Genomic DNA, 25,858 nt, shown 5'->3' with positions numbered 1-25,858 from the left:
CGAGCAATGCCCGCCTAATATATTTCTGTACTATTCGTATCTTTAGATTGTACCTATTTTAAAGATCATTCAACACTAAAATCTTCTGATTTAAAATTACTGTAGTATCTGCCTGACTGAGCTGTAAATCTTAAGACAAAATAATGTGGATCGGTGACCCCTTTAGCATATAATGCCTGTAACAGAATTTGTTCTTTAGAATATAAATCCATTCTTTTTTTAACTTTGTATCATCATTGTAAAAAACATAGATCCTAATAATAATAATATTAAATATATCTCTATGTAGTCATTCCTAAGTGTAAAAAAGTACTTTGGTCTAAATGCTGCCAATAAGCATTCACTTCTTTTTAATTCTTCAATATTTAGGTATTTTTTAGTAAAAGTTTCTATTCCTTCTTCGCCGAGCAAACACCTTTCACATAATCTTGCTCTTTTTTCATATTTGAACGCATATCTATGCCAGCTTAAGTCCTTATGTAATATAAGTCCTAATAATAGAATTGAAATTATATGAACAAAGATTTTAATAAATAATGTAGCATCTGCAACGGCAGTTACCGTCATTACTATTCCACTTACTCCAAAAGCCCAATTCCTGAGTTGAAAGCACATATTTTGTTGAAAGTGCATTTTAGAAATATTATGTGCCATGAATTGATGCATATTATCCTTATCTATAAGCTTTTTATCAACAATGTTCATATAATAATCTCCTTCCTATTTATACATACCTTATCAGCATTTATCTTTATTGTTGTAGTGCCCTCAATTACAATAAAAAGCGGTGTAATAAATCCATCCATCAGTTACTATCCTCCTAAAAGTTAATTCCAACATATTCTATTTTATAATATATCTCTGACCAAAATAATCATATCATTATTTACAGGTTATAGTAATGAGAATTTTGTCGAAATATATGAATATGCAATAAATTATCCTTTGGTAAAACAAAAAAATCGTCCTACCCGGACGACTTCTTTATATATGAAAGGTCTTACACCTGTATAAAAGATAAAAAAGGAGGAAAAATGAAAAAAGTTTATCAGTTGTCTTGTTAATATATTATCACTTAAATATAGATATTTTATGAACAAAGTGTAAACAAAAGAGACTCAAATCTCTCCAGAGGAATATATCTTACTTAGAGTTATAAACTTTTTCAATGAGCATGATCAGAAATATCTCTAACTCACCAAGTTGGTTGTATTGCTCATACACCACTTGTCACAATCCATATAATGTAATATAATACATATACTTATATCTAAAATCCAAGATTCCTTAAACATGATATAATGTTAAAAACTCTGTCTATTTATCCCTTTCATTTGTGAAGATCTATTCATCTATTATACATAAATTCTTTTAAATAAAAGCCTGTATTTATTTTTTTTCACATATTTCACCTTAGAGAATATACTGATAAGGAGAACTGCTGCCTTTCGTAGTAGATCTATCCATGATCATCTTTCAATTACTTTGAAGTTTATTTTTATCAGGAAATGGAGTTGATAAATATTTTGAAGGATTCAGTTGTAGAAATTAAAAATGTGACAATGAAATACCACACTCTTGAAGGTGAGATAGATGCGATTAGTAACATTAATTTAGATGTTAAAAAAGGCGAGTTCATTAGTATCGTAGGCCCTAGCGGTTGTGGAAAATCCACTTTGCTCTCTATTGTTGCCGGATTACTCAAGCCTTCATCGGGAAAAGTTTTGGTATATGGTGAAAAAATTAGCGGTACCTCTTCACGAGTTGGATACATGCTTCAAAAAGATTATCTCTTTGAATGGAGGACTATTTTTCAAAATACGCTCCTAGGCTTGGAAGTGCAAGGAAAGCTGAATGATGAAACAAAACAATATGCACGTAGGTTACTGAAGACCTACGGCTTGGGAGAATTTGAAAGTCATTATCCCCAGCAGCTTTCAGGTGGAATGAGACAAAGGGCAGCTCTTATTCGAACACTTGCAATACGACCTGACATACTATTATTGGATGAGGCCTTCTCTGCACTGGACTATCAAACACGATTGGCAGTATCAGACGAAGTATATATGATCCTTAAAAAAGAAAATAAAACAGCTGTTATGGTGACTCACGACATTGCAGAAGCTATGTCTGCATAAATGCTACTTCTATGAGTGATGAAATCATAATATAAATGTAGAGTATTATATTTTTTCAAGATTATCAATCGTTCGTTAGTTAATCTTAGACTTTTTTATTAACTGCTTTAGAATTTTATTTTTAATAAGAAGTACTCAACACGCAACCACTGAAAAGGAGCTAAATGATTAATCATTCAGCTCCTGTCTTATTGCTGTGCATTATGCATTTATTTTTATTTCATATTTTCCTTTAAGCTCATCACATTTTTTCACATATGCTTCATTTTGCTTCATCATGGTTAATTGCTGTACTAATTGGCTGCTTACTTCTTCAAAGGAGCTGGTTCTCCCTTCTTTTTTATCTACAAGCTTAATAATATGATAACCAAACTGGGTTTTTACCGGTTTGCTTACTTCTCCCGGTTTCATTTCAAAGGCTGTTTTTTCGAATTCCGGCACCATTTGTCCTTTTGAAAAGAATCCTAAGTCTCCGCCCTTAGCATTAGACGGACATTTAGAATATTTTTCAGCAGCTTCTTCAAAGGAAAGTCCTTCATTCATTTCATCTATTACTTTTTGTGCTTTCACTTCATCTTCTACCAATATGTGACTGGCTTGCACGCTTTCCGGCTTATTAAACTGGTCTTTGTTTTCATTATAATATTCAACGACATCTCTTTCCGGTACATTGATATCATTCAAAAACCTTGTGATGGCATATTCTTTTAACAGATTCTTCTTTAGCCGATCCATTTCCGTTTTATATTTCTCATCTTGATCTAATCCTTTTTCCAAGGCATCAAAATAGAAAAGTTCCTGATTCACTAATTCCTCAAGTAATCTTTGCTTTCCTTCTTCAGTATAAAACTGGGCTGCTCTTTGAGGATCTATGCTTTTCAATAGCATTTCCACATCATTCTGTGTAATCGCTTTGCCATTCACTGTTGCTAATACTTTGTTATCTACCAATATAAACTCTCCTTTGTACTTTAGTTCATCCCATCATACCAAAAAAAACAGGAATTGTCCAATTCAATTCTCCTAATGAAACGATTTCCACAAGCCGCCTTCGGTATCAATGATCTTCATGATTTCCTCATACGGAATAGTAAATGTGGGAAATCCTGCGGCATAGGGTGCAATCTCATAGGGAGTAAAATAAATCTGCAGCTCATTCTCCAATATGATAAACGGTTGATCAGGCTGTATCCCTTTATAATCTTCCATCCACACTCCCATCTCATCACCCTTTTCTTCAATCTGTTGCTTTATAATTGCGCTCAATCTTCCGGTATAGTCACTATCTTCTTTAAATAGATCTTTCAGTTGATAAAACATTCCGTCTTGGATATTTAAGTGAATATACTCTTTCACCGGCATACCGTGCGCCGCTCCAAAAGGATATTCATAACCGATCATTTCAATATTTAACAGGTCTTTCTTGTAAAATTTTATGTTATAATCCGCTTCATAGCTGTAATCAAGATTGTCACTGTTTTTTATATCCCTATACTGCTCTGGAATAAAGATATCCTTTATCTTTTTATTTACTTCATTTTGCACCGACTTACTTTCCATATTATCCAACTGCGGATAATAAATCAATAAATCCTTATTGGGACGGTATTTTTCTTGTTGAACGATTACCCCATTTTCCAGCAAAACATCTATTTCCGGCTCCCATATGAGCTTTCCTTCTTTATCGTAATAAGAGATTCTGCGGTCTACATCTGCTTTAATAAGGTCTTCGACAAAGAACAAATCTCCAATACCTTTGACCACCGGCATACTTTTTTCTTTCTCACCTTTTGCATTAATAAAAAATGTTGAAATATTATCCTGCGCTGATGCCAATCCATTGTAATAGTCATAGATATAATCATATTTAAACTCCGTAAGAAGCTTACCCTTTTCATCCGCCAGTGCATACTTTGAACCTTTCGCCGGATTGTCTGCGTCTACATACACCCCCACTGCCGCACGATTTTCTCCCAATATGCGTATATCACTGTATTCAGGTTTAATGATAAACTCTCCTTTTTTATTAATCAATCCGCTCTTTTTATCATAGTAATTATCCGAAAGGTTGATTACCGCAAGGCCATTTTCAAATTCATCTCCCCAGGAAAATTGAGGAGGGATGATGATTTCCCCTTGCTCATTTATATATCCGGTTTTGCCACCCTCTTTTTCTTCAAAAGCCATTAAACCATCGCTAAAATTCCCCACAAAATAGTAATCATACCCCTTGATCACGTTACCGTTCAAATCGATAAGTGCATACGGCCCACCATCAAGTTTCACCACTGCCTTGCCATCATTAAACGAATTGGCACGCTCATATTTTGGCTCTATTGCAATCTGTCCATTTTTATCAATATACCCATACAGATATTGTCCATTACCGGTTTGCTTACTAAATACCGCTCTTCCGTCTTTCATATCCTGGATATAATCCTGCGATTCAAAAATGACATGCCCTTTTTCATCTATTACTTTATAACTTTTCCCATCCCCTATAACAGCCCTCTCATCATGGTACCAGTTAATAAAATCACATTGAGGCTGTACCACATATTCGCCGGCTTTATTGATAATCCCTTGAAAATCACCCAATGTAATAATGGCCAAGCCGTTGTCCTGAAAATCCTGTCCTGCATCAAAGATAGGCTCAATAACAAAACCGCCGTTACTATCAATATAACCCCACTTGGTTCCGTTTACAGCCATCCTTGATCCCGGGTACAAGCTAACATCTTCTGCATCTTTTTCTATCTCAGCGGGTTTATTATAGCCTGTTGCAGATTTTGAACATGAGACAGTAAAAAACATTACCATCAAAAGCATTGCTGTCCACATCATAAAGAATTTTTTATTCATTTCTCTTCACTCCAAATCATAATCTTCTACACATTATTTATATTCGCCACTAAATCATTATAATCCTTCTATATATAAAGAACTTCAAAGTCATTATTAACCAATATGTTAATTTCTTGTTTCAATATATCTGTTTTATTATCGTAGGGGTGGACGGCCCTGTCCACCCGCTGTACTATTATCCTATCTGCGGGCGGACAGAGTCGTCCGCCCCTACGAAAACTTACATGATATATCACTTGGCAATTTTTAAGTCTTAATTGGTTATCTGTAAATAATATCTACCTGATAATATCATAATAATGCTAGGAGGTGCATTATATGCGATTAATTGCTAGATTGCCTGTTCAGGACCAAGTCGGTTCTCTTGTCGACTCATTAAGAAACATAGGTTTTGACCGAAAAGATATGATTATTAGTGATATCGGAGAAGAACAAAAATGGAATAATCCGGAAACAGCAGCTGAAGAAATGAGTTTTATAAAATCCGAACGTGACGGCCTATGGGAAATAGGAACGTTTGCAGAAGGGATCAAAGGGCTTAAAGGTAAACAAGGAATTGTTGTTGCAGTAGAGACTCCAAAACATGATGCCGATAAAGTTCGAGCAATTATGGAACAATCCGGAGCCGTAGAAATAATACAAGACTAGTCAGGAATCACGGGTTTGGCCCGTGATTTCCTACCCCCTTAGTTTTAGTAAGTTTCATATACTCATGCAGCAAGCCATCCAATTTCCGGCTAATTTCCAACAGTTCTTCAACCATCTCTGACTTCTCTTTAGATTTGGTCATATCAGTTACCTCACTGCGAACCGCTTCAATTTTTTGCTTAACATCTTCTAATTCTTGATTAACAGCCGTTGTTAACTTCTCTTTAGATTCTTTATTATAAAACAAATGATTTTCTTTCATAAAAAACCTCCATAATATATATTAGCATCCATATTATTAAACAAAATGTTTAATTCACAACCAATTATAACGGATAATTGTACTATTAGTCAATAACAAGTCCGGTGTTTAGTCATTTTGTTTAAATAAATATATTATTTCAGATTTTATGTTATATTAAAAATAGAAAAACTAAAGTTATGAAGATTAGGCAGGGATACGTATGACTTTTGGTAAGCGCTTAAGACAATTGAGAGAACAAATGAATATATCTCAGATAGAACTTGCAAAAGAGCTCAAAATCACCAGCCAAGCTGTCTCACAATACGAATTGGATAAACGTATGCCTGATGCGATTATGATTATAAGACTTGCAAACTTTTTTAATGTATCTGCCGATTATCTATTATGCAGGAATAATATACAGCAAGATTATGTAAAAGAAAACACCAATGATTTTCACTTTAATCCACCGGAAAAGCTGAGTGTCAAAGGATTGCCCGAGGAAGATATTAGTAAAATAGAGGAGTATATATCATTACTCAAGCAAAAACATGCATTGAGAAAAACTCCTCCTTCAAAATGATCTTATAAATTTTTATTCCTTATCCAACCGGATATCTCTTCGAAAAACCGATTTCCCAATCGAAAATGAAAGCATATATATCAGAGAGACACCTATGCTTACTATAATTCCCAATTTATATAGTATTATTATTCCATGGTGATCGATAATCCATCCACCCATGTAGCTTCCGATAACCCCTCCTATCCCTAAGAAAAACGCCGAAGCGAAGGTCTGCGCAAAAGATTTGAGATGCTGAGGTGCAAGAGAATCAATGTAATACACTGCACCTGTAAGGAAAAGAGCAAAAGATGGCCCTTGTAAGGCTTGAATCAGCATTACATGATAAGGCTCGGATGCGATGAAAAACAACACCTGTCTTAAGACAAAAAAGACTGTGGAAGCCAAAATCAGCTTTATAGGGTGATACTTTTTGGTTAGATATCCTGAAAACAAGAATATCGGCACTTCACTTAAAGCCGCTATGGCAAAAGAAATACCCAGTTGTCCCTTCGATCCTCCCAGCGTTTCCATTAGCTTAGGCATGAAAATAAACGCACTTCTATGAGGTATAAAAATTATAATGGCAAAAAGCAAAAAAGCAATATAGTAATAATTCTTTATCAAACTTCCGATATTCAAGCGTGCAAGTGATACGGCAGATACCGGTGTATCTACTTTTATCTGTAAGCATATGAGTATGGTCAATACGGCGAAAATCACAAAGGAAGGGAAAATAATATCTATGGAAAATATATCGGCTATTCTTCCAAAAATATAAACCATGGTTGCAAATCCCAGTGACCCCCATAATCTTACGCCTCCATAGAACGCACCCGGTTCTTTTCTGATCGCCAGTATTACCCAGCTATCCAGCAAAGGTGTCATAGAACTCTCAAAAAAGGTAAGCGTAGCCAATATCAAGCCCGTAACAATCACTGAATGAGCTAACGGTAATGTGCTAAATACACAGGCCGATACTGTAAGTAATAGAATAAAAACTTTTTTAATAGACCGTGTTCTATCACTAACCACCCCCCAGATAGGTTGAGCGAACACCAGCACTAATGAATTAACGGACATAATACTCCCAATCACTGTATTGCTATGCCCTTTACTGCTTAAGTATAGTACAATAAATGGATAATACGCTGCTATCATAGAATAAAAAGACAGCTCCAGTAGTGAAAAACGTAATATCCTCGGATTTATATATTTGATTATTCTTCTCATTTTCCCCCCACAAACTAAACTATCTAAAAGATTTTTATACTATTTTAAAAGATATATAGGAGAATGTGAAAAAGTGGAATTTAGCACACAGAAGGAGTGAAGCATGGGGACGGACCTACTGCTGCGCTTGCTCTTTAGGGAAGCTGTAGGTCCGTCCCCATGCTTTGCGACTGACCAATTAAGCATTTCTTTACATTCCCCTATATATTATATACCATCACGCTCCAAATTCTCCAGTGTTTTATTAAAATAAAAGCGTCTATTTAAATAGACGCTTTTATTTTAATCTGATATGCTATTGTTTAAAATCAAACTCAATCTCATGTTTTAAGATTTCTTCGATGCGCTTTTGCACCTTGTCAATATCGAAGTTGGCCTCTTTCTTGATACTTTTTCTAAGCATAGGCCCGATTTGTTGAATATCATCATGTATATCCCTTAATAGTTCCAAAGCAGCAGTCGCTTCCATTACTTCCTTCGGAATTTCTACCATGTTCGCCAGTATGGAGTTTTCTGTCCTGGAAGCGATCATGGGTGCAGTAACATGATCTATAAAAACACGGGTTCTTCTTCCCGGCCCCCGGTCATCCTCGATAGGCTCCAAAGCTACGATCTTATCAGAACGCACAAATTTACCATAACCTAACGGAACTATAATGTTCTCTCTTGTTTCCATGATTATCATCTCTCTTTATGAAGATTTCTTGACAATATTTTTTCCTGATGATTATTTATTATACTTACTCATGCTTAAACGTATTATCCCCATAAAAAATAACATAGAAAAAAGATAAACAAGGGATAGCCGACGTACTCATTCTTAGCACATCAGCCATCCCTTGCTATTCACCAAATAAAAATAATTCAAAATAATACCGAAGCATTCACTAAAAGAAACTGATATTATTTACGATCTGTTCGCTTAAATTATCCGGCTCTTTCAATCTCAAGCTTTGGTTTTGCAAATATCATTCTTCCCGCAGGCGTTTGAAGTATACTTGTTACCAGTACCGAAATCGACTCTCCCATATGTCTTCTACCGCCGTCAACCACAATCATCGTTCCATCATCGAGGTAAGCAATACCTTGTCCATTTTCTTTCCCATCTTTAACGACCAGCACGGTCATTTCTTCTCCCGGTAACACAACCGGCTTTACAGCATTGGCAAGCTCATTGATATTTAAGACCGGTACTCCTTGAAAACTGGCAACTTTATTCAAATTATAATCATTGGTCATTACCTTTCCATTCATTACTTCCGCCAACTTTAGCAGTTTACTATCTACCTCAGCGATATTGTCAAAATCCTTATCAACAATTTCAACCGAAATCTCTAACTCTTTTTGTATAATATTTAATATATCTAGTCCTCTTCTTCCTCGGTTTCGTTTCAGAGCATCGGAGGAATCAGCAATGTGCTGCAGCTCTCTAAGTACAAATCCGGGTATGATCAGCGGGCCTTCAACAAATCCTGTTTTACATATGTCTGCAATTCTCCCATCGATAATCACACTCGTATCCAATATTTTAGGCTGCGAATCAGTGGTCGAACGCTTAATAATCCCTTTTTTCAAAAACGATAGCGTATCACTCAGTTCGTCCTTCTTTTTCATGGCCACACTCATTCCTAGATACCCCAACATAATATTCGCTGTAACTGAAAGTATAGTTCCTATAACAGGGATAGATAAAATAGGTAACGATATTAAATTCGCTATGAGTAAGCCGGCAATAAGACCTAATGAACCGGATAATATCTCCTGAGACGTCTTCTTTTGAAGTGCACCTTCAATGTGTACTACAATATTCCACAATAACGAAAGAACTTTTGCTCCGCTTATGTAAAATAATGATGCTCCCATCAATCCTCCTCCCAAATAAAGTATTACTGTAGAAACAACATGTGAATTGGGATTAATACTTGTCTGCTTGTAAAACAGGTAAATCAAGCTTATACCAATAGCTCCTCCAACTATTGAAAATATACTCTTGACCGCCTTATTTACCATGCATCCCCCACCTCCTTTAAGGCATATATATCATTATACCAGATATCTGTAAAAAATAAACATTTTTTTAAATTTCTGAACCACTGCATAATCCTTCTATCATCTTCTCTATTTCGTTTTGATTCATTCCCTTAGCCAGTACCAATTCACTTACCAGGATTTGCCTCGCACTATTCAACATCTTCCGTTCTCCGGTGGAAAGTCCTTTTTCCTTATCCCTATAAATCAAATTCTTTACTACCTGCGCAACTTCACGTATATTCCCGCTTTTTATCTTTCCCATATTTTCACGATAGCGTTTGTTCCAATTGGTACACATATCGGTTGTACCGCTTCTAAAAATTTCAATGACTCCTTCTGCCTCTTTGTGATCGATTACTTCACGTATTCCGATACTTTCGATACTGGCCATAGGAATCATGACCTTCATATCGCCAATAGGCATCTTCATAATATAATACTTCTGCCGTTTACCCAATATTTCTTTTTCTTCGATTGATTCAATCACACCGGCACCATGCATTGGGTAAACTATTTTATCCCCGATGTTATACATCCACATAATACCTCCTTGTTTAAAGGATAAGCAATTTATTCCATGTACTTATTTTTGACATATTTACTTATAAGTATACTACAAATACATATTACTGTCAAAAAATTATTATTTTAACATCTTATATATTCTTATGTCAACACTTTTATAAAAATATTTATTTTATTGCAAAAAAAAATCAACCTGAGGACAGATGTTGATTTTTATACGTCTTTAGAAAAATTCAACATCTGTCCTCAGGTTGAGTAGCGTCTTTTCTTTTCAAGGCTCATCTAATATCATTCTTGCCATCGGGAAAGGTTCCAATGCACGCGGCAGAATGCCGTGTACGCAGGCAATCAATACGCCGTAATTCACAACAGGTACATTCTGCTCTTTGGCCAGAGATATTCGGTAAAGCATCTCTCTTTGATTAATCATACATCCGCCGCAATGGACAATAAGCTTATATCTTTTTAAATCCTGCGGAAATCCCGTACCGCTGAACCATTCAAAATTAAGCTCTCCTCCAACCATCTGCCGCAGCCACCTTGGAATCTTCACCGTACCGATATCGTCAGATTGACGATGATGCGTGCATGCCTCAGCAATTAATATATTATCCCCGGGAACCAGTGTCTCTATGGCTTTTGCTCCCCTGGACAACTCTATCAAATCCCCCTTGTGCCGTGCCATAAGTATGGAAAACGATGTAAGAGGGATATCCCGCGGGGTATCTGCCGCTACTTTAAGAAATGCCTGCGAATCCGTAATAACAACAGCAGGCTTTTTACTTAAATGCTCTAATGTTTCTTTTAATTCATGCTCTTTCGTCACTACTGCCATTGCATCATGATCAAGAATATCACGGATTACCTGCTGTTGAGGCAGAATCAGTCTTCCCTTCGGCGCTGCCTTATCTATAGGAACCACCAGCACCGCCAAGTCTCCGGGCTTAATCACTCCGCTCAAAAGAGAAATTTCCTTATCTTCGTAAGGCGCCTTTCTTATAAGTGCATTTTTTAATGCATCTAATCCTAAACCAATTGCTGCCGAAACGATTATCAAATCCACTCCTAGCTGTTTTTCCCACTTATCACGCATAACGTCGGATATCTGAATGCGGTCGGCTTTATTGATTACACCTACAACCGGGATGTTTTTTTCTTTAATACGCTGGATAAGCTGCTGTTCAAAATCTGTGACCCCTATTTCACCATCAATAACTATTAGCGACAATTCCGTACGGTTCAGTACTTCATAGGTACGTTCCACTCTCTTTTTTCCCAGTTCACCTTCATCATCTATTCCCGCAGTATCGATCAGTACAATCGGTCCTAACGGTAAGAGCTCCATCGCTTTTGATACCGGATCGGTTGTTGTTCCCGGTACATCCGAAACCAATGCGATAGGCTGATTGGTTAACGCATTGATAAGACTTGACTTTCCCGCATTACGCCTTCCGAATATGGCGATATGAAGGCGGGATGATGTCGGGGTTGTATTCATACTACTCATGGGTTCCCTCCTTTTTATTTCCCTGCAACTCCCGGTTTTGTGAGCTGATATGGGTTGAGTATTTTATCCAGCTCTTGTTCGGTAAAAATTGCCCACTCACGGACTACCTGCCGGATTGTTTTTCCTTCATTTTGGGCTTGCTGTACAATGAGTGTCGCTTTATCATATCCGATATGGGGAATCAACGCAGCAGCATAAGCAAAGCTTTCTTCCACCAGCTGCCTGCACCGTTCTTGATTCGCTGTGATCCCTCTGATACATTTATCTATAAAAATCTCCGCTGCTCTATATAGTAAGTCTAAAGACCGGAAAAGGTTATCCGCAATAAACGGGACCATCGCATTGAGCTCCAGTTCCCCTCCCTGCGCTCCCATGGTAATGGCATAATCATTGGCCATCACTTGATAGGCTGCCTGTCTCACAGCTTCAGGAATCACGGGATTTACTTTTCCCGGCATGATGGAGGAGCCTGCCTGCATTTCGGGCAGTTGTATCTCTGCTAGGCCGGATATCGGCCCTGATGAAAGCAACCGCAAATCATTTGCGGTTTTTGCCAAATTAACCGCTGCAGCTTTTAACATGCCTGAAACTTCTACAAAAACATCATTATTTTGCGTTGGATCCATCAAATACTCAGCCCGTGCCAGACTTAGCCCCGTGATATCTACCAGTTTTTCTGTCACCGCATATATATATCGACGGTCTGCATTGAGACCGGTCCCTACCGCAGTACCACCCATATTGGTTTGACGCAGCCGCTCTTCTGATTTATATATCCGCCAACGGTCTCTGGCAATGGCTTGTGCATATGCCCCGAATTCCTGCCCCAGCATTACCGGAAGTGCATCTTGGAGTTCTGTCCGTCCTATTTTAATGATCCCGGCAAACTCCTCTTCTTTTTGTTGAAGAGCGGTCTGCAGTTCCGAAAATTTTTCACTAACCAGTTTTAACAGCTTTAATGCGGCAATGCGTACTGCCGTTGGAAATACATCATTGGTAGACTGGCTCATATTCACATGATTGAGCGGATGTACAATAGAATAATCTCCTTTTTTTCCACCTAATATCTCTATGGCACGGTTCGCAATCACTTCATTGGCATTCATATTTGCCGATGTTCCTGCGCCGCCTTGCAGCGCGTCGGTTATAAACTGATCATGCCATTGACTGTTCATAATCTCTTCACAAGCAATTACAATGGCATCGGCAATACTGCTGTTCAATTCATTAACTTCTTTATTCGCCAGCGCGGCAGCTTTTTTCACCGCTGCCAAAGCCTTAATTAACTCCTTGTGAATACCCCGGCCGGTCAAATAAAAGTTTTCAGAGCCACGTAAACTATGGATACCGTAATAGGCATCAACAGGAACTAGTTTTTCACCCAACAAATCATGTTCTATCCTATAGTTCATGCCATTCCTCCCCTTTGATGCACTTATTCCCATCATCTCACATTTAAGAATCTAATGCTGTGACCTGTGAACCGTGAACTAATGCTAAAACTTCACGATCCTTCCTGCTTGTTCAATGGTCTTGACTGCATTTTCAAATCCTATTGCTTTCTTATTGCTGTATATTTGATAATCCTTTCTATACTGCTGAGGCGTAAAATTAAGCATAATAACATTGGCACCGGCATTTAATGCCTTCCGTTGCCCGTCGGTTTCAAGGGTCTCAAGTGCTGTAGTAGCAGGAAGAAAAGCTTTCTTACATAATAACCTCGTCATAGCTACAGCTTTTAAAACCATCTGCGTGCTGCCGGCCGGATCATCTTCCAGCGGCGTTCCCAGTGCCGGTACAAAAGGGCCTATCCCGATCATATCCATGTTCATTTTCTTAAACCAAAGGATATCATTAGCAATGTCAAAAGTTGTCTGTTCCGGCAATCCGATAATACAACCGGAACCATTGGTATATCCCAGTTCCTTCAGCCATTTGGAACACTGCACCCTGTATGTCAGCGCATCATCGGGATGTGCCGTTTCGAAAACCTTCTTGTTTGTAGACTCTATCTTCAACAAATATTTATCAACGCCGGCTTCTTTGAAAACCTCATATTCTGATTTTTCTCTTTCCCCTATGCTTAAGGTAATCACCATATCCGTTTCTTCTTTAATCCGTGAAACCAACTTGGTTATCCTTTTTGTAGTCCACCACAGATCTTCTCCTGATTGCAAAATGACCGTATTGATGCCCGAATCTTTTATATTTAAGGCCGTTTCAACAATTTCATCATAGGACAACCGATACCGGCGGACACATGAATCCGCCCTAATTCCACAGTACTTGCAATTTTTCCGGCAGTAATTTGAAAATTCTATGATTCCCCGAAGATACACTTCATCTCCGACTTGCTCTTTCCTTACGCGATTCGCGGCATCAAAAAGCGCAACAACTTCTTGTTCTTCCTCAGCCTCAAGTAATGCAACAAGGTTTTGGATACTTATGTCGGTACCGCTCTCTACATCTTTTAGTATCTTTATAAATTCCTTATTCTCATTTTCCATACGTTCACCTGTTCAATCGTAGTCATATGCAACTACACAGGAGAGTGTGATAAAGTGCTAAATTCGACTTTATTACAGTCTCCTATAGATAGTTAATACTACTGATTAGAAATATAAATCCCTTTGACCCTCTTCTATCAATTTCAGCTTTGCCATGGCAGCTTCCTTCAATTCTGCATCTTCTATTTCTTCCAACGCCTTTTTTATGATTTCTTCTCCTGCCGCTCTATCCTCCGGTGCACCATAATCAATAAGGTTTTCTTTAAATGTCAGTACTGCATTCGGCTGACAAAAAGTATGGATCTCTCCTTCTTTTGCCAACTCCATAAAATTCTCTCCTGTACGGCATCTGCGATAACAGGCAGTACAAAAACTGGGGATATACCCTGAATCGCATATGGTTTTTATCATTTGATTTAATGTTCTATGATCAGTTGTATAAAACTGATCGGACTTTTCTTCTTCATGTCCATATCCTCCCGGACTTGTCTTTGATCCGGCACTTACTTGGGAAACTCCCAAACTAAGCAGTTCATCTCTTAGTGCCGCACCTTCACGTGTTGAAAGGATAATGCCTGTATAGGGTACTGCCAATCTCAAAATAGCTACAAGTTTTTTAAAATCAGAATCACTAACCGGGTAAGGTGCCACCTGTAATGCCGAACCTAATGCCGGGCGCAAACGTGGTACCGATATAGTATGAGGGCCTACGCCAAATTTATTCATTAAGTACTCGGAATGCTGCAGTACAGCCAACACTTCAAATTTGTAATCATATAACCCTAATAACGGTCCGATGCCAAGATCATCTATGCCTGCTTCCAGTGCCCTTTCCATCGCCGTCAAGCGCCAATCGTAATCAGCTTTTTTTCCGGTCGGATGCATCTTCTTATAGGTCTCACGGTGATAAGTTTCTTGAAAAAGCTGATATGTGCCTATTCCTGCTTTCTTTAATTCCTTAAACTCTTCTATTGTTAAGGGTGCGGCATTGACATTAATTCTGCGTATGTCACAGTTCGCATAAACGGCTGCCAGCGCATCGGTAATATGCTTGATATGCGTCTTGTTTTTGTCTTCACCACATACCATCAGGATCCTTTTATGGCCCTGTCTTTCAATTTCTTTGGCCTCATGTACAACTTCATCAACATTCAGTGTTTTTCTGTGCAATTCCTTATTCGCTGCTCTGAATCCACAGTATAAACAGTTATTGTTACACTCGTTACTGGTATAAAGCGGGGCAAATAACACGACTCTTTTCCCATAAATCTGTTCTTTTATATATTTTGCGGCTTGGAAAAGCTCTTCTAACAAACCTTGATCGTGTATGTTTAACAGCTTAGACGTTTCTTCCAGTGTCAGCCCTTTACATGTTCTAGCTTTCACAATAATTTCTTTTAATTCTTCCGTTCCCACATCCTTGCTGCTTTCCAATAATTCTTCAATCTTTTTCTCATTAATCATGCTCATAATTCTCGTCCTCCCATTCTTAATTCTTAATCATCATTTACTCAAAATTCAAACAAAAACGCTCTTTCCGCAGACGCAGAAAGAGCGCATAATATCTTATAGCAATACTATTAACCTCCTTCCCCTCCGAATAAGACCAGCTCCCATACGTCAGGTAGTTGTTTGAATGTCCCTCCGAGATAGAATACTCCAACCCGTCAGGAATATGTACTTGTTAATACTTTAACAAGTACATTATACATCATTATTCACAAAAAATCAAATGCTTTCTATGGATTCTTTCGTAAATTTTTCTTTACTTCGTTTATAAACCAGCAATACCACTAATTTTAAAAAAGCCAATACTACGCCACTGATAAACCACCCTCCCACAAAAGCAACCAGCGGTCCAAAAGCAGATGTGAGGAACTGACTAATCATGATTCCGGCAAGGGTTAATACAAATAGCCCCCGGAAATATCTTTTTCCCAACCGCATGCTGGCTCCAATGGCTTCTATCGGTCCTTTGTTATCTACTACAACAGCTATTGTCCATGCATTGAAATATACACCGTAAATCACGCCTACCAATATAAGTCCCCATCCGGCTGTAAGAATGCCCACGGTAAAAGTGTATAATACCATGATTACTAATATAGGTATAAGTAAAACAAATGTGATAATGTGAAAAATCAAAGTACCTCCAAGGATTCTAATAAAGTGTCTCTTGGCACCATCTATAAACCAAGAAGCTCTGGGCTGAATCCCTTCCACCGCAAGCTTGTATAGCTGTACAGTTCCTGATTCCAGCAAGCAACCTAAAATGGTAAGAATCAGATATGATATCAGACCACCAATAATAAGTGTAATAATCATCCCCATATAATTGCCGGGGCTGTCAGCAATATTTCCTAAATCTCTTCCATGGGCAATAAAATATGTCATCAAAACAATGAATAATAAAATAAAGAACAAAATGTGGATTCCGGCATTGACTAATATCGGAATGAATATTCCTTTATGGTCACCTGCGACTTTCAATCCTTTCTTGCAATCATCCATGATATTATCAAACCACATTATAAAATCGCCTCGCTTTCTGTAACCTCCTCAGATTGGCCAAAATCATCCCTGTAGACTACAAATATTGCGAGTGTAAAAAAAACTTCAAAAATCATCTTTACCAATGAGCTTACTGCAACAGCAATGGTAACAACAGGAATAAGCACCGCAATTATCATCCTTACTATTCCTATGACGTTTTTTAATGTATCTAACGTAAACGGCTCCCCAGTTCCCAGCATATTCTGATGGCCGGAAAACATATCGGAATGAACAGTGGGCGGAAGCTTATCAATATTGCTCACTTTATCAACATTCCGAGTCCATGACAATGTATTTCCACTGCCCCCTCCCAGCTTCATAAATGACCAGTGAATCAATTGCAGTACGGCAAGGGGAAAAAAGTTCCTTTTTGCAAACTTAAAGCTGTCCCCTATAGATGCAAATAAAGTGGAATCATTCATGACCAGCGACACCTTCCACATTGTCAGAAATATGTTAATGGCCATCGGAATCACCGCAAACCCGATGGTTAATGTTACTGCCCCCGCAATAAAGTATACGGGAGATATGACAACCCATGCAGCCAATATTAATAAATCACCAAAAAGAAAATTCAAAAAATACTTTCTTATCCCTTCCCAAAAATCTTTCCGCTCAAGCACAATACCTGCTACGCTTTTTTTATAGAGATTATATAGTCCCGCTTCTACCATCCGAGATAGAAGCACATATGCTGTAATCATTATTAAGAGGCCTATGCCAACCGAAAGAACTTTCAGTGCAAACCGTAAGAATGTTACTTCCCCCGAAAGCAGTTCCAACAAACCTTCTTTCCCAATCCACAAATAAAGTCCAACACCCACGCCAACCATCATGATCGATTTTATGACGATGAGTATTACCTGAGGCCGGTATAACTCCTTGTTTTCTTTATTAATATGAAAAGCTGTTTTAAAACTGTCAAATATAGAATACACGCTTTTCATCCAACTCCACCTTTCTAGCACTATATAGCTTTAATTTTTCAGTCACATCCAATTATACGAAGGTTAAGTTTATTTTGTATGAAAAGCACTGAATATATTTGCAGGAATCAACTATAAAAAAAGGCCTATAAGTATCTATTTAACTTATACGCCTTACATAATAACATACTGATTCCTTCCTTGATCTTTAGCTCTATAGAGGCCGTCATCAACTTTTTTAAAGATTTCCTTGATAACATCATTTTTGCCAACTTGAGTGATCCCCGCACTAATGGTAACAATTTGATCTTCATTGATTTTTATATCATTTATTTTTCCATTCAAATTATCCATGTATTTTTTAACTTCTTCTATACTTCCAGAGAAAATAATCGCGAATTCATCTCCGCCCCACCTCGAAATAAAACCTGCTTCGGATGCAATCTCTGCTGCACTTTTTGCTACCCGGCATATGACTTGGTCACCCATGCTGTGCCCATATGTATCATTAATACTTTTAAAAAAATCAATATCAAATAATATGATATAAATGTCTTTATCAAGATGCTTGTTATCTCTTATAATTTCTTCAAGCTTTAAATCGAATGCCCTCCTATTATAAACCTCTGTTAAACTATCCCTATTCGCCATGAATTCAAGTTTATTATTAGCTTTTTGTAATTCCTTACTATAAATATCAAGCTTTTCTTTTTCTTGCGTGTAAGCATCTGCAAACTGTCTTAATAATAAATAACCGCCTATTAAGGTTAGAGGCATCTGCACCAGCCTATCCAAAAACTGAGCTTTTGCACCATGAACTTTAATGATTTGAGGATAAAAGTATTCTAAGCAGAATAGAATTGTAAAAGTAAACATTAAAAGTATCATCAATATAGCTCTTGTCTTTTCTTGAAATAAAAAAGTGATACAGATCATCACTAAAAAAACATATGCGATCACACTGCTGTTGCTCCCACCGGAATTTATCCATCCATTTGGAACCAATACAAGTATAATGCAGAGTGCATAAAATAATCGAAAATAATCGTTTGAAAGAATTGGCTGCTTAAATCTAACGGCAATTAAAGAAATTATACCTATAAAAAACCACTTTATATTCATCTCAAACGGAAAACCAACCAAAATATTTTCTATGATACAAACTATTGATAGCACCACACCCGTTATTACAATAATCTTAAATATTCTATTCTGTAAGTTACTCGTATTATCCCGCATGTCGCCCACCTTAATATTTTGAATATATCCAATATTTTATTTCCAGACATTATGAAGATACTGATATTACCTGTAAAATCAATTTAAAACTCAGAAGCAGGCTTATTCTTTTAAAGAAATAACTAGGATGTCAAATAATGAGATTATTTCACCAATGGCTGTTTTGCAGCTCAAAATGAGATAAAAAAGTTCTAATAATTTGAAATAGAGCTGCAAATATCTATCTTCTATAACAGCACCAATAGGTTGATAGAACCATATTATAAGTTTATATTTTTCATACTACTTTTATTTTATCATCTTGTCAAGATTAACTTGACGCATTCTTCACCGTTTTACCATATTTCTCATATAATAAATCAATACCGGATATCGGCCATGAATTTACTGCATTTTCGGTTTTCAATGACAAAGTATTAATAGCCATAAAAAGCAATACGTATAAAAAAAGAGGTGATAATCAATGAGAGTCATCAACCACCCCATATTAGAACAAATCCCGGATAATAAAAAAATAACACTATACGTTGATGGCAAAATAATTGAAGCCCTAGAGGGCGACACCATTGCTTCAGCACTTTTAGCATACGGTAAAAAGATATGCAGATATACCTCAAAGCGGCACGCTCCCCGAGGAGTTTTCTGTGCGATCGGAAGATGTAGTGACTGCTTGATGACGGTGGATGGCATTCCTAACATACGCACGTGTATGACGCCCGTTAAAAATGGAATGCAAATAAAAACCCAGCAAGGAAACGGCATATGGGAGGGATTGAATGAAAAACGTTAATCTGGCTGTGATAGGAGCAGGACCTGCGGGACTATCTGCCGCCATTGAAGCAGCTAAATACGGTGTTAAAACGGTTATTATCGATGAAAACCTCTCACCCGGAGGCCAGCTCTTCAAACAGATACATAAATTCTTTGGGTCTAAAGATCAAATGGCCGGTTCAAGAGGCTTTGAAATTGGAGAGATACTTTTGTCTCGTGCAAAAGATAATAATGTTGAAATCATGCTTAATACAATGGCACTTGGTATCGATGAGCATAATACGCTGGCGGTTATAAAGGATGGATTGTATCTTGAAATACATGCGCAAAAGATTATATTGTGCTGTGGTGCCACTGAGAAACCGCTTGCGTTTCCCGGTTGGACCTTGCCAGGCGTCATGGGTGCCGGTGCAGTGCAAACACTGGTGAATATCCATAGGGTCATTCCGGGCAAGAGAATATGGATGATAGGCTCAGGAAACGTCGGACTCATTGTTACATATCATTTGCTGCAAGCAGGGGTTAAAGTACAGGCTATTATTGACGCTGCGCAGGCAATCACCGGATACAGTGTCCATGCGGCAAAAGTTCGGCGGGCCGGAATTCCTTTCATGCTCGGGTATACTGTGAACCGTGCAATTGGTAAAAAAGAGCTGAAAAAAATTGAGCTTATAATGGCAGATGAAAAATTCAATAAAATTCCATCTGCTAAAATGATTGTTGATGCAGACATCTTATGCCTTGCAGTAGGCTTATCACCATCTACTGAACTCGCAAGAATGGCAGGCTGCAAGATAGACTATAATGCTGCATTAGGCGGATATATCCCTGCAGTAAATGAAAGCATGCAAACATCGGTTAAAGATATTTATGCAGCAGGAGATATGATTGGGATAGAAGAAGCCTCTATTGCCATGGAAGAAGGGCGACTAGCAGGATTATCGTGTGCAGTGGAGCTTGGATATTGTACTGACTATAAAACGGCACAAAAGGCATTCTATGATATCCGTACATATCTAAATCAATTAAGATGTCGGGGTGGGCAGATATCATGAAAAAAGAATTAAAACACACCGGATATCCCTCGAATGAAGACCTGGCTTCTGCTCCCGGTATACCTTCTCTTGAATATCTTAATAAAAAAACACTGGCAGTGATTGAATGCTTTGAGCGCATTCCATGTAATCCATGTGAAAAATCTTGCCCTTTTGGTGCTATTACTATCGGAGAGGTTATCAGCAATCTACCCGCTCTTAATCCCGAAAAATGCAAAGGCTGCTGTGCCTGCATTACCCACTGCCCTGGACTTGCAATATTTGTTGTAGATATGAACTTTACACCTATGACCGCCCTGGTAAAAATACCTTATGAGCTCTTCCCTGTTCCTATAGAAGGTGATGAGGTAAAGTGTTTAAATCGAAAGGGTGAAGCCATTACTACAGGAAGGGTACATTCTGTTAAGATTGCGCCCAGCTATAATAAAACATATGTTATAGGTATCGAAATACAAAAAGAATTCGCAATGGAAGTTCGAAATATTCAACTATGAAGGACGTGGCAAAATGCATGATGATTATATTATGTGTAGATGTGAAGAAATTACATTACATGAAATAGAGAATGCGATTGATAATGGTACACTTAGTCTGGATGAGATCAAAAAACTAACCAGAGCCGGCATGGGCCTTTGCCAGGGACGTATATGCAGTACACTTATTATGCGTCTATTGGAACAAAAAGGTTATGCACCGGAGCATTGCCCCGCTCCTCTCAGCCGCCTGCCTGTAAGACCTGTTAAGATATGCGAATACATAGAGGAAGATTTACATGAGTAGGCTTTTCGCTGATGCCGTTATCATAGGTGGAGGAGTTGCCGGAACCGCTATCACATATTACTTGTCAAAAACAGGCCTGAAACCTATCCTTGTTGAACAAAAAAACTTGAATGCAGGTGCTTCAGGCTCTTGCGACGAAGGCGTTATTCTACAATCTAAAAATCCTGGAATTATTTTGGATATGGCAATTAGAAGCGCTGCGCTTTATAAAAATCTTGAGAAAGAATTAAACTATGATATCGGTTATCGTAATGTGGGCGGAATGATTGTAATCAATGATGAAAAATATGTTTCGACCATAGAAAACTTTGTACAAAAGCAGTACGGCCAAGGTCTAAATATATGTATGCTTGATTATGACGATACACACCGACAGCAGCCGGGATTGGCTGAAAACGTGATTGCCAGTGCCTATAATCAAGATGACTGCAGTGTGTACCCTTTCCGCCTTACTTTAGGTTACGTAAGAGCAGCAGAAAAACTTGGCGCCAGATTTCTACCACACAATAAAGTAACAAAACTATCCACAATAAAGGGTAGAATCACCCATGTTATCACCAATCAGCATGAAATATCCACACCAACGGTTATTAACGCTGCAGGGTGCAATGTGAATAATATAAGCGGTATGCTGGAAATAGAACTTCCTGTTTTCCCGGTAAGAGGGCAAATCGTCATAACCGAGCCGGTACCTCATATTGTCCGTCATCAAATCATGGATGCAAGATTTATTGTCGCCAAGCACCAACCGCAATTGTTAGACCAAAACAGTCTTTCAGCTAAATTGCATGTAGGTTTGACCGTCAGCCAAGCACCTACCGGAAATTTGATTATAGGCGGCTGCCGGGAAAAAGTAGGATATGATACGAATATTACTTTCACTGCGGTAAGAGAGATTATTAAAAACGCATCATCTTTCTTTCCGTTCTGCAAAAATGTCTGTATGCTTAGAACCTTTGCCGGATTACGCCCTGCTACCCTTGATAACCTGCCCATATTAAGTAAAACACCTATCAGCGGCTTTTATATTGCTGGAGGGTTAGGGGGAGACGGATTAAGCCTTTCACCTATCGTGGGCAAGATCATGTCTGAGTTAGTGGTCAATGAGAAATGTGATATTGTTGAGATGTCACAGTTGAGTTTGGAAAGATTTTAAATATAAATAGAAACTAAAAAGGAGAGTCTAGACTCTCCTTTTAACTACCATCTTTTACCGAAATTTCCGGATCTGTTATTATTGTTATTCCTTTGCTGCTTTCTTGCTCTTCTGCAGTCAGGACATCTTTGCGGTTCATTTTCAAATCCTTTTTCTTTGTAAAAAGCCTGTTCGTTTTCAGTGAAAATGAATTCTGCATTACAATCTTTACAAGTTATAGTTTTATCTGCCATGTCAATATACCTCCTTAATTTATTTGGATCATATAATTTCTAACTTCTCACTCCAATAAATTAAAGAGAGTTGTATTCAAAAAATAAATCCATGACAATATATATCGACTAACTCTACTATTCTACCACAGTTTTTTAAATTATGCAATATATATTAATATTTATTTTCTTGGATTTTCATCTCATTATTTCAAGCTTTCGGCGTCATACTAGCATATTCTTAAAAATTTGATTGCTATTGTTTTTTTGGATCTAATATCATGATCATGCTTCTGCCTTCAAGCTTTGGCTGCTTTCCAACTGTTGCTACCTCATTAACCGCCTCGGCAAACTTTGCAAGCACTTCTTTTCCTGTGATTGTGTGCTGCATTTCTCTACCTCGAAACCTTATGCTTACTTTAACTTTATTTCCGTCTTCCAAAAACTTATACGCATTTTTAACCTTAAAGTCGAAATCATGTTCTTCAATTTTAGCCGAAACTCTTATTTCTTTAAGTGCAACAATTTTCTGATTTTTTTTGGCTTCTTTCTCTTTCTTTGCTTTTTCAAACAAGCATTTACCATAATCCATGATTTTGCATACAGGCGGTACTGCATTGGGCGCTATTTTTACAAGATCAAGATTCTTCGTATATGCCAGCTTTTGGGCTTCCTTTGACGGCATAATGCCTAGCATACCTCCGTCAGTATCAATAAGCCGCACCTCTTTATCCCTTATATCCTCATTCATTGGCAGTTCATTTTTTCTAATACCAAACACCTCCATTAATATTTTTTGTAATAATTACAAATTTATTTAGCTAAATTACTTTGTAATTTAACAACCCTTTTCATTCTTTTAAATTTCACTTTACCTGCATCAATTTCATTAATCGCAATTGTAACCGGCTTTCCACCATCAACCTTTACAAGGCACTTGGCGCCATCTATCAACTGTCTTGCCCTTTTAGCCGCAAAAATGCAAAGTGTAAATCTATCATCTGTTTTTTCTAACAATGTACTTATTGGTGGGTCAATCATAATATTGACCTCCCTTCTTCTCTATTTGGTTTTAAAAGCTGATACTCGAAAATATTTCGGTGTGTACATCTCATCTTAATCACTTAAATGCATCCCCTTTTCCTGCAATAGCGCAGTAAAAGCCAAAGAGTGGATAGGCCAAGCAATCCACTCTTCGTTACAACCAAGTATTATCAAATTCTAGTTATGACGTACACACAACTAACCTTGAAAACGAGAAGCAAGTACTTCATATTTTTGTCGTTATCTTATTATACCATTATTCCCTCTATATATCAAACAAAATATTAGTAAAATTATGTATTACTATATATTTTTGCTAAATATATTGTTTTATAGTATACTAATAGAGCCAATTGAAAACACTATTGAAGCAAAATAAAATTAGCACATTGGTCCATCTTTATATTTAAATAATAAATGCATTACTACCTTGGGCAAAGGTGACTTTTAACTGCCAGCAGTCTTTTAATTTATTCTCAGTTAAAATTCAACAACTCTTTTTCCAATAACAAACTTTAGAAATGAGGATTCTTTCAGTGAGAAGAAATAATAGTATAAAAAAATCAATATCTATGAAGCGGTTCATCGTAGAGTTTGGCAAGGATTTTTCCGAGCATATGAAAGAACGGCTATTAGAACTCGAAGTCAGATGTGTTTTAACGAGAAAAGAAAATATAAATAGGCTCGATTTAAAACATGTGGAACATATACAATATGATTGTGAAAGTGCGTCTGAAGACGCTTTAAATACTTGTCAAAAAGAACTTTCCTACGGGCAATTCATTATGGTTGAAGGTGAACTGTTTTATTCAGAAAAATCTGAAGAAAGTGAAATAGTTATGCAATCCCCCATTATAAATGCTATATATCATTCTTTAAATACAGAAAACACTAATATAGATTCTTTTGGCAATGCAAAAAGAATCGACGATAGTAACATTGATTATGTTATGGATACTCTATTATCGGCATGCCCGGAAGTTTCGCAATCATACCTTAATATTATGTCCAAATACTTATAAGATAAATTCACAAAGCACTTGCACTAAGCAAGTGCTTTCTTTATGACCAAAAGGTCAATACTAACTTCATCTTAATCATAACATTTTATTCAAAAATGCTTTCGTCCTTGGATGAACAGGATTTAGGAAAATTTCTTCCGGTGCTCCTTGTTCAACAATCTCACCGTTATCCATAAATATGACCCTATCGGCAACTTCACGGGCAAAACCCATTTCATGGGTTACCACCAGCATTGTCATGTGTTCGGCAGCGAGTTCTTTCATCGTATTAAGGACTTCACCTGTCAACTCCGGGTCCAACGCAGAAGTAGGTTCATCAAATAGCATAATATCCGGTTTCATCGCCAAAGCCCTTGCGATAGCGACTCTCTGCTTTTGCCCTCCGGAAATCTGAGACGGATAATTATTCCGTTTATCCAGCAGGCCTACTTTCTTTAACAGCTCTTCCGCAATTGGAACAGCTTGTTCTTTCGATATTTTATCCACAATCATGGGTGCCTCTATGATATTTTCCAAAACCGTTTTATGCGGAAAAAGATTAAAGTTTTGAAATACCATTCCTATTTTTCTACATGCGGCTCTTACTTCACTTTCAGGCTTGTAATGGCTCTTATCCGAAGAGTCTGCCGATACCATCACCTTACCTTGAATAATAATAGCGCCTTTATCTATGATCTCCAAGTGGTTCAGACATCTTAGCAGCGTACTTTTACCCGAACCGGAAGGCCCTATAACGGCAATGACTTCTCCTTTTTCAACTTGCAGTGAAATACCTTTGAGAACCTCCAGGTTATGAAATTTTTTATGAACGTTACTGACTTCAATCATTTTCATATTTTT

27 protein-coding genes and 2 pseudogenes are annotated in these 25,858 nt (G+C 37.5%); 9 read left to right on the top strand and 20 right to left on the bottom strand.

Features of this window, described 5'->3' with window-relative positions:
* Nucleotides 1–65 precede the first annotated feature (65 nt).
* Nucleotides 66–170 (bottom strand): annotated as a pseudogene (locus QKW49_RS20465) (pyridoxamine 5'-phosphate oxidase); the annotation flags it as partial.
* Nucleotides 171–219: 49 nt separating this feature from the next.
* Entirely contained in the window at nucleotides 220–705 is a 486-nt protein-coding gene (locus tag QKW49_RS20460; RefSeq protein ID WP_282864489.1) for a hypothetical protein, read from the bottom strand.
* 803 nt (nucleotides 706–1,508) lie between these two features.
* On the opposite strand from QKW49_RS20460, the pseudogene QKW49_RS20455 reads away from it, so the two are divergent.
* A pseudogene (locus tag QKW49_RS20455) lies at nucleotides 1,509–2,132 on the top strand (ABC transporter ATP-binding protein); the annotation flags it as partial.
* Between the two features lie 207 nt (nucleotides 2,133–2,339).
* Here the strand turns inward: QKW49_RS20455 and QKW49_RS20450 are convergent.
* Together QKW49_RS20450 and QKW49_RS20445 are read right to left on the bottom strand one after the other, a co-directional pair.
* Nucleotides 2,340–3,089 carry a peptidylprolyl isomerase gene (locus QKW49_RS20450; RefSeq protein ID WP_282864488.1) on the bottom strand — a complete coding sequence of 250 codons (750 nt, stop codon included), beginning with the start codon at nucleotides 3,087–3,089 and terminating at the stop codon, nucleotides 2,340–2,342.
* A gap of 72 nt (nucleotides 3,090–3,161) precedes the next feature.
* A complete protein-coding gene (locus tag QKW49_RS20445; RefSeq protein WP_282864487.1) occupies nucleotides 3,162–5,000 on the bottom strand; it encodes a WG repeat-containing protein in 1,839 nt (612 codons plus the stop codon).
* A 321-nt stretch (nucleotides 5,001–5,321) separates the two neighbouring features.
* Between QKW49_RS20445 and QKW49_RS20440 the strand changes: the two genes are divergently transcribed.
* On the top strand, nucleotides 5,322–5,651 hold the full coding sequence (locus QKW49_RS20440) for a hypothetical protein (RefSeq protein ID WP_282864486.1): 330 nt from the start codon (nucleotides 5,322–5,324) through the stop codon (nucleotides 5,649–5,651).
* Nucleotides 5,652–5,658: 7 nt separating this feature from the next.
* Here the strand turns inward: QKW49_RS20440 and QKW49_RS20435 are convergent, their stop codons facing one another.
* Nucleotides 5,659–5,913, bottom strand: a complete 255-nt coding sequence (locus tag QKW49_RS20435) for an aspartyl-phosphate phosphatase Spo0E family protein (RefSeq protein WP_282864485.1) — start codon at nucleotides 5,911–5,913, stop codon at nucleotides 5,659–5,661.
* A 202-nt stretch (nucleotides 5,914–6,115) separates the two neighbouring features.
* Between QKW49_RS20435 and QKW49_RS20430 the strand changes: the two genes are divergently transcribed.
* Nucleotides 6,116–6,478, top strand: a complete 363-nt coding sequence (locus QKW49_RS20430) for a helix-turn-helix transcriptional regulator (protein WP_282864484.1) — start codon at nucleotides 6,116–6,118, stop codon at nucleotides 6,476–6,478.
* A 12-nt stretch (nucleotides 6,479–6,490) separates the two neighbouring features.
* Here the strand turns inward: QKW49_RS20430 and QKW49_RS20425 are convergent, their stop codons facing one another.
* The 11 genes from QKW49_RS20425 to QKW49_RS20375 form a co-directional block, all read right to left on the bottom strand.
* On the bottom strand, nucleotides 6,491–7,690 hold the full coding sequence (locus QKW49_RS20425; protein WP_282864483.1) for an MFS transporter: 1,200 nt from the start codon (nucleotides 7,688–7,690) through the stop codon (nucleotides 6,491–6,493).
* 295 nt (nucleotides 7,691–7,985) lie between these two features.
* Nucleotides 7,986–8,366: a hypothetical protein gene (locus QKW49_RS20420; protein ID WP_282864482.1), complete on the bottom strand. Its 381-nt coding sequence runs from the start codon at nucleotides 8,364–8,366 to the stop codon at nucleotides 7,986–7,988.
* Nucleotides 8,367–8,617: 251 nt separating this feature from the next.
* Entirely contained in the window at nucleotides 8,618–9,700 is a 1,083-nt protein-coding gene (locus tag QKW49_RS20415; RefSeq protein ID WP_282864481.1) for a PIN/TRAM domain-containing protein, read from the bottom strand.
* 67 nt (nucleotides 9,701–9,767) lie between these two features.
* On the bottom strand, nucleotides 9,768–10,256 hold the full coding sequence (locus QKW49_RS20410) for a CarD family transcriptional regulator (protein ID WP_282864480.1): 489 nt from the start codon (nucleotides 10,254–10,256) through the stop codon (nucleotides 9,768–9,770).
* A 261-nt stretch (nucleotides 10,257–10,517) separates the two neighbouring features.
* Nucleotides 10,518–11,744: a [FeFe] hydrogenase H-cluster maturation GTPase HydF gene (gene hydF / locus QKW49_RS20405; protein ID WP_282868200.1), complete on the bottom strand. Its 1,227-nt coding sequence runs from the start codon at nucleotides 11,742–11,744 to the stop codon at nucleotides 10,518–10,520.
* A 23-nt stretch (nucleotides 11,745–11,767) separates the two neighbouring features.
* Nucleotides 11,768–13,165: an aspartate ammonia-lyase gene (locus tag QKW49_RS20400; protein WP_282864479.1), complete on the bottom strand. Its 1,398-nt coding sequence runs from the start codon at nucleotides 13,163–13,165 to the stop codon at nucleotides 11,768–11,770.
* An 84-nt stretch (nucleotides 13,166–13,249) separates the two neighbouring features.
* Nucleotides 13,250–14,260: a [FeFe] hydrogenase H-cluster radical SAM maturase HydE gene (gene hydE, locus QKW49_RS20395; protein ID WP_282864478.1), complete on the bottom strand. Its 1,011-nt coding sequence runs from the start codon at nucleotides 14,258–14,260 to the stop codon at nucleotides 13,250–13,252.
* A gap of 105 nt (nucleotides 14,261–14,365) precedes the next feature.
* Entirely contained in the window at nucleotides 14,366–15,724 is a 1,359-nt protein-coding gene (gene hydG / locus QKW49_RS20390; protein ID WP_282868199.1) for a [FeFe] hydrogenase H-cluster radical SAM maturase HydG, read from the bottom strand.
* Between the two features lie 264 nt (nucleotides 15,725–15,988).
* The gene (locus tag QKW49_RS20385) at nucleotides 15,989–16,789 is read right to left on the bottom strand and encodes a hypothetical protein (RefSeq protein WP_282864477.1); all 801 of its coding nucleotides are present in this window, start codon (nucleotides 16,787–16,789) and stop codon (nucleotides 15,989–15,991) included.
* Nucleotides 16,789–17,760 (bottom strand): hypothetical protein, encoded by a 972-nt coding sequence (locus QKW49_RS20380; protein ID WP_282864476.1) that lies wholly within the window; start codon nucleotides 17,758–17,760, stop codon nucleotides 16,789–16,791. The genes QKW49_RS20385 and QKW49_RS20380 overlap by 1 nt, the downstream gene beginning before the upstream one ends.
* A 153-nt stretch (nucleotides 17,761–17,913) precedes the next feature.
* Nucleotides 17,914–18,978, bottom strand: coding sequence for a GGDEF domain-containing protein (locus QKW49_RS20375; protein WP_282864475.1), 1,065 nt, complete (start codon nucleotides 18,976–18,978; stop codon nucleotides 17,914–17,916).
* A 463-nt stretch (nucleotides 18,979–19,441) separates the two neighbouring features.
* Between QKW49_RS20375 and QKW49_RS20370 the strand changes: the two genes are divergently transcribed.
* From QKW49_RS20370 to QKW49_RS20350, 5 genes are read left to right on the top strand one after another with little or no spacing between them, the layout of a single operon-like run.
* Entirely contained in the window at nucleotides 19,442–19,768 is a 327-nt protein-coding gene (locus tag QKW49_RS20370) for a (2Fe-2S)-binding protein (protein ID WP_282864474.1), read from the top strand.
* The gene (locus QKW49_RS20365; RefSeq protein ID WP_282864473.1) at nucleotides 19,755–20,804 is read left to right on the top strand and encodes an NAD(P)/FAD-dependent oxidoreductase; all 1,050 of its coding nucleotides are present in this window, start codon (nucleotides 19,755–19,757) and stop codon (nucleotides 20,802–20,804) included. Before QKW49_RS20370 ends, QKW49_RS20365 begins: the two co-directional genes overlap by 14 nt.
* Nucleotides 20,801–21,298 (top strand): 4Fe-4S binding protein, encoded by a 498-nt coding sequence (locus QKW49_RS20360; protein WP_282864472.1) that lies wholly within the window; start codon nucleotides 20,801–20,803, stop codon nucleotides 21,296–21,298. Before QKW49_RS20365 ends, QKW49_RS20360 begins: the two co-directional genes overlap by 4 nt.
* A 13-nt stretch (nucleotides 21,299–21,311) precedes the next feature.
* A complete protein-coding gene (locus tag QKW49_RS20355) occupies nucleotides 21,312–21,584 on the top strand; it encodes a (2Fe-2S)-binding protein (protein WP_282864471.1) in 273 nt (90 codons plus the stop codon).
* Complete coding sequence (locus QKW49_RS20350) at nucleotides 21,577–22,740, top strand: FAD-dependent oxidoreductase (RefSeq protein WP_282864470.1); 1,164 nt, start codon at nucleotides 21,577–21,579, stop codon at nucleotides 22,738–22,740. Before QKW49_RS20355 ends, QKW49_RS20350 begins: the two co-directional genes overlap by 8 nt.
* 44 nt (nucleotides 22,741–22,784) lie before the next feature.
* On the opposite strand, the gene QKW49_RS20345 is transcribed toward QKW49_RS20350, so the two are convergent.
* From QKW49_RS20345 to rpoZ, 3 genes are all read right to left on the bottom strand, one after another.
* Nucleotides 22,785–22,973 (bottom strand): zinc-ribbon domain-containing protein, encoded by a 189-nt coding sequence (locus tag QKW49_RS20345; protein ID WP_282864469.1) that lies wholly within the window; start codon nucleotides 22,971–22,973, stop codon nucleotides 22,785–22,787.
* Between the two features lie 235 nt (nucleotides 22,974–23,208).
* Nucleotides 23,209–23,739: a translation initiation factor IF-3 gene (gene infC / locus QKW49_RS20340; RefSeq protein ID WP_282864468.1), complete on the bottom strand. Its 531-nt coding sequence runs from the start codon at nucleotides 23,737–23,739 to the stop codon at nucleotides 23,209–23,211.
* Between the two features lie 26 nt (nucleotides 23,740–23,765).
* Nucleotides 23,766–23,993 (bottom strand): DNA-directed RNA polymerase subunit omega, encoded by a 228-nt coding sequence (gene rpoZ / locus QKW49_RS20335; RefSeq protein WP_282864467.1) that lies wholly within the window; start codon nucleotides 23,991–23,993, stop codon nucleotides 23,766–23,768.
* A gap of 539 nt (nucleotides 23,994–24,532) precedes the next feature.
* Between rpoZ and QKW49_RS20330 the strand changes: the two genes are divergently transcribed.
* The gene (locus QKW49_RS20330) at nucleotides 24,533–25,018 is read left to right on the top strand and encodes a hypothetical protein (RefSeq protein WP_282864466.1); all 486 of its coding nucleotides are present in this window, start codon (nucleotides 24,533–24,535) and stop codon (nucleotides 25,016–25,018) included.
* Between the two features lie 75 nt (nucleotides 25,019–25,093).
* Here the strand turns inward: QKW49_RS20330 and QKW49_RS20325 are convergent, their stop codons facing one another.
* Nucleotides 25,094–25,852 carry an amino acid ABC transporter ATP-binding protein gene (locus QKW49_RS20325; protein ID WP_282864465.1) on the bottom strand — a complete coding sequence of 253 codons (759 nt, stop codon included), beginning with the start codon at nucleotides 25,850–25,852 and terminating at the stop codon, nucleotides 25,094–25,096.
* Between the last annotated feature and the right edge of the window lie 6 nt (nucleotides 25,853–25,858).

Origin of the sequence: Petroclostridium sp. X23 (assembly GCF_030013905.1) — a bacterium.
Taxonomy (GTDB): domain Bacteria; phylum Bacillota; class Clostridia; order SK-Y3; family SK-Y3; genus X23.
The sequence above is the reverse complement of the archived record's forward strand: the minus strand, read 5'-3'. Positions and strand labels throughout refer to the sequence as shown.

Bases quoted from the DNA above. Each gene is read 5' to 3' on its own strand.
- QKW49_RS20425 (WP_282864483.1), bottom strand. From the start codon at position 7,690: ATGAGAAGAATAATCAAATATATAAATCCGAGGATATTACGTTTTTCA.
- QKW49_RS20345 (WP_282864469.1), bottom strand. From the start codon at position 22,973: ATGGCAGATAAAACTATAACTTGTAAAGATTGTAATGCAGAATTCATT.
- QKW49_RS20365 (WP_282864473.1), top strand. From the start codon at position 19,755: ATGAAAAACGTTAATCTGGCTGTGATAGGAGCAGGACCTGCGGGACTA.
- hydF (WP_282868200.1), bottom strand. From the start codon at position 11,744: ATGAATACAACCCCGACATCATCCCGCCTTCATATCGCCATATTCGGA.
- QKW49_RS20410 (WP_282864480.1), bottom strand. From the start codon at position 10,256: ATGTATAACATCGGGGATAAAATAGTTTACCCAATGCATGGTGCCGGT.
- QKW49_RS20400 (WP_282864479.1), bottom strand. From the start codon at position 13,165: ATGAACTATAGGATAGAACATGATTTGTTGGGTGAAAAACTAGTTCCT.
- QKW49_RS20355 (WP_282864471.1), top strand. From the start codon at position 21,312: ATGCATGATGATTATATTATGTGTAGATGTGAAGAAATTACATTACAT.
- QKW49_RS20440 (WP_282864486.1), top strand. From the start codon at position 5,322: ATGCGATTAATTGCTAGATTGCCTGTTCAGGACCAAGTCGGTTCTCTT.
- QKW49_RS20420 (WP_282864482.1), bottom strand. From the start codon at position 8,366: ATGGAAACAAGAGAGAACATTATAGTTCCGTTAGGTTATGGTAAATTT.
- hydG (WP_282868199.1), bottom strand. From the start codon at position 15,724: ATGATTAATGAGAAAAAGATTGAAGAATTATTGGAAAGCAGCAAGGAT.
- QKW49_RS20325 (WP_282864465.1), bottom strand. From the start codon at position 25,852: ATGAAAATGATTGAAGTCAGTAACGTTCATAAAAAATTTCATAACCTG.
- infC (WP_282864468.1), bottom strand. From the start codon at position 23,739: ATGGAGGTGTTTGGTATTAGAAAAAATGAACTGCCAATGAATGAGGAT.
- QKW49_RS20350 (WP_282864470.1), top strand. From the start codon at position 21,577: ATGAGTAGGCTTTTCGCTGATGCCGTTATCATAGGTGGAGGAGTTGCC.
- QKW49_RS20370 (WP_282864474.1), top strand. From the start codon at position 19,442: ATGAGAGTCATCAACCACCCCATATTAGAACAAATCCCGGATAATAAA.
- QKW49_RS20375 (WP_282864475.1), bottom strand. From the start codon at position 18,978: ATGCGGGATAATACGAGTAACTTACAGAATAGAATATTTAAGATTATT.
- QKW49_RS20430 (WP_282864484.1), top strand. From the start codon at position 6,116: ATGACTTTTGGTAAGCGCTTAAGACAATTGAGAGAACAAATGAATATA.
- QKW49_RS20460 (WP_282864489.1), bottom strand. From the start codon at position 705: ATGAACATTGTTGATAAAAAGCTTATAGATAAGGATAATATGCATCAA.
- QKW49_RS20360 (WP_282864472.1), top strand. From the start codon at position 20,801: ATGAAAAAAGAATTAAAACACACCGGATATCCCTCGAATGAAGACCTG.
- QKW49_RS20415 (WP_282864481.1), bottom strand. From the start codon at position 9,700: ATGGTAAATAAGGCGGTCAAGAGTATATTTTCAATAGTTGGAGGAGCT.
- QKW49_RS20380 (WP_282864476.1), bottom strand. From the start codon at position 17,760: ATGAAAAGCGTGTATTCTATATTTGACAGTTTTAAAACAGCTTTTCAT.
- hydE (WP_282864478.1), bottom strand. From the start codon at position 14,260: ATGGAAAATGAGAATAAGGAATTTATAAAGATACTAAAAGATGTAGAG.
- QKW49_RS20445 (WP_282864487.1), bottom strand. From the start codon at position 5,000: ATGAATAAAAAATTCTTTATGATGTGGACAGCAATGCTTTTGATGGTA.
- rpoZ (WP_282864467.1), bottom strand. From the start codon at position 23,993: ATGATTGACCCACCAATAAGTACATTGTTAGAAAAAACAGATGATAGA.
- QKW49_RS20435 (WP_282864485.1), bottom strand. From the start codon at position 5,913: ATGAAAGAAAATCATTTGTTTTATAATAAAGAATCTAAAGAGAAGTTA.
- QKW49_RS20385 (WP_282864477.1), bottom strand. From the start codon at position 16,789: ATGTGGTTTGATAATATCATGGATGATTGCAAGAAAGGATTGAAAGTC.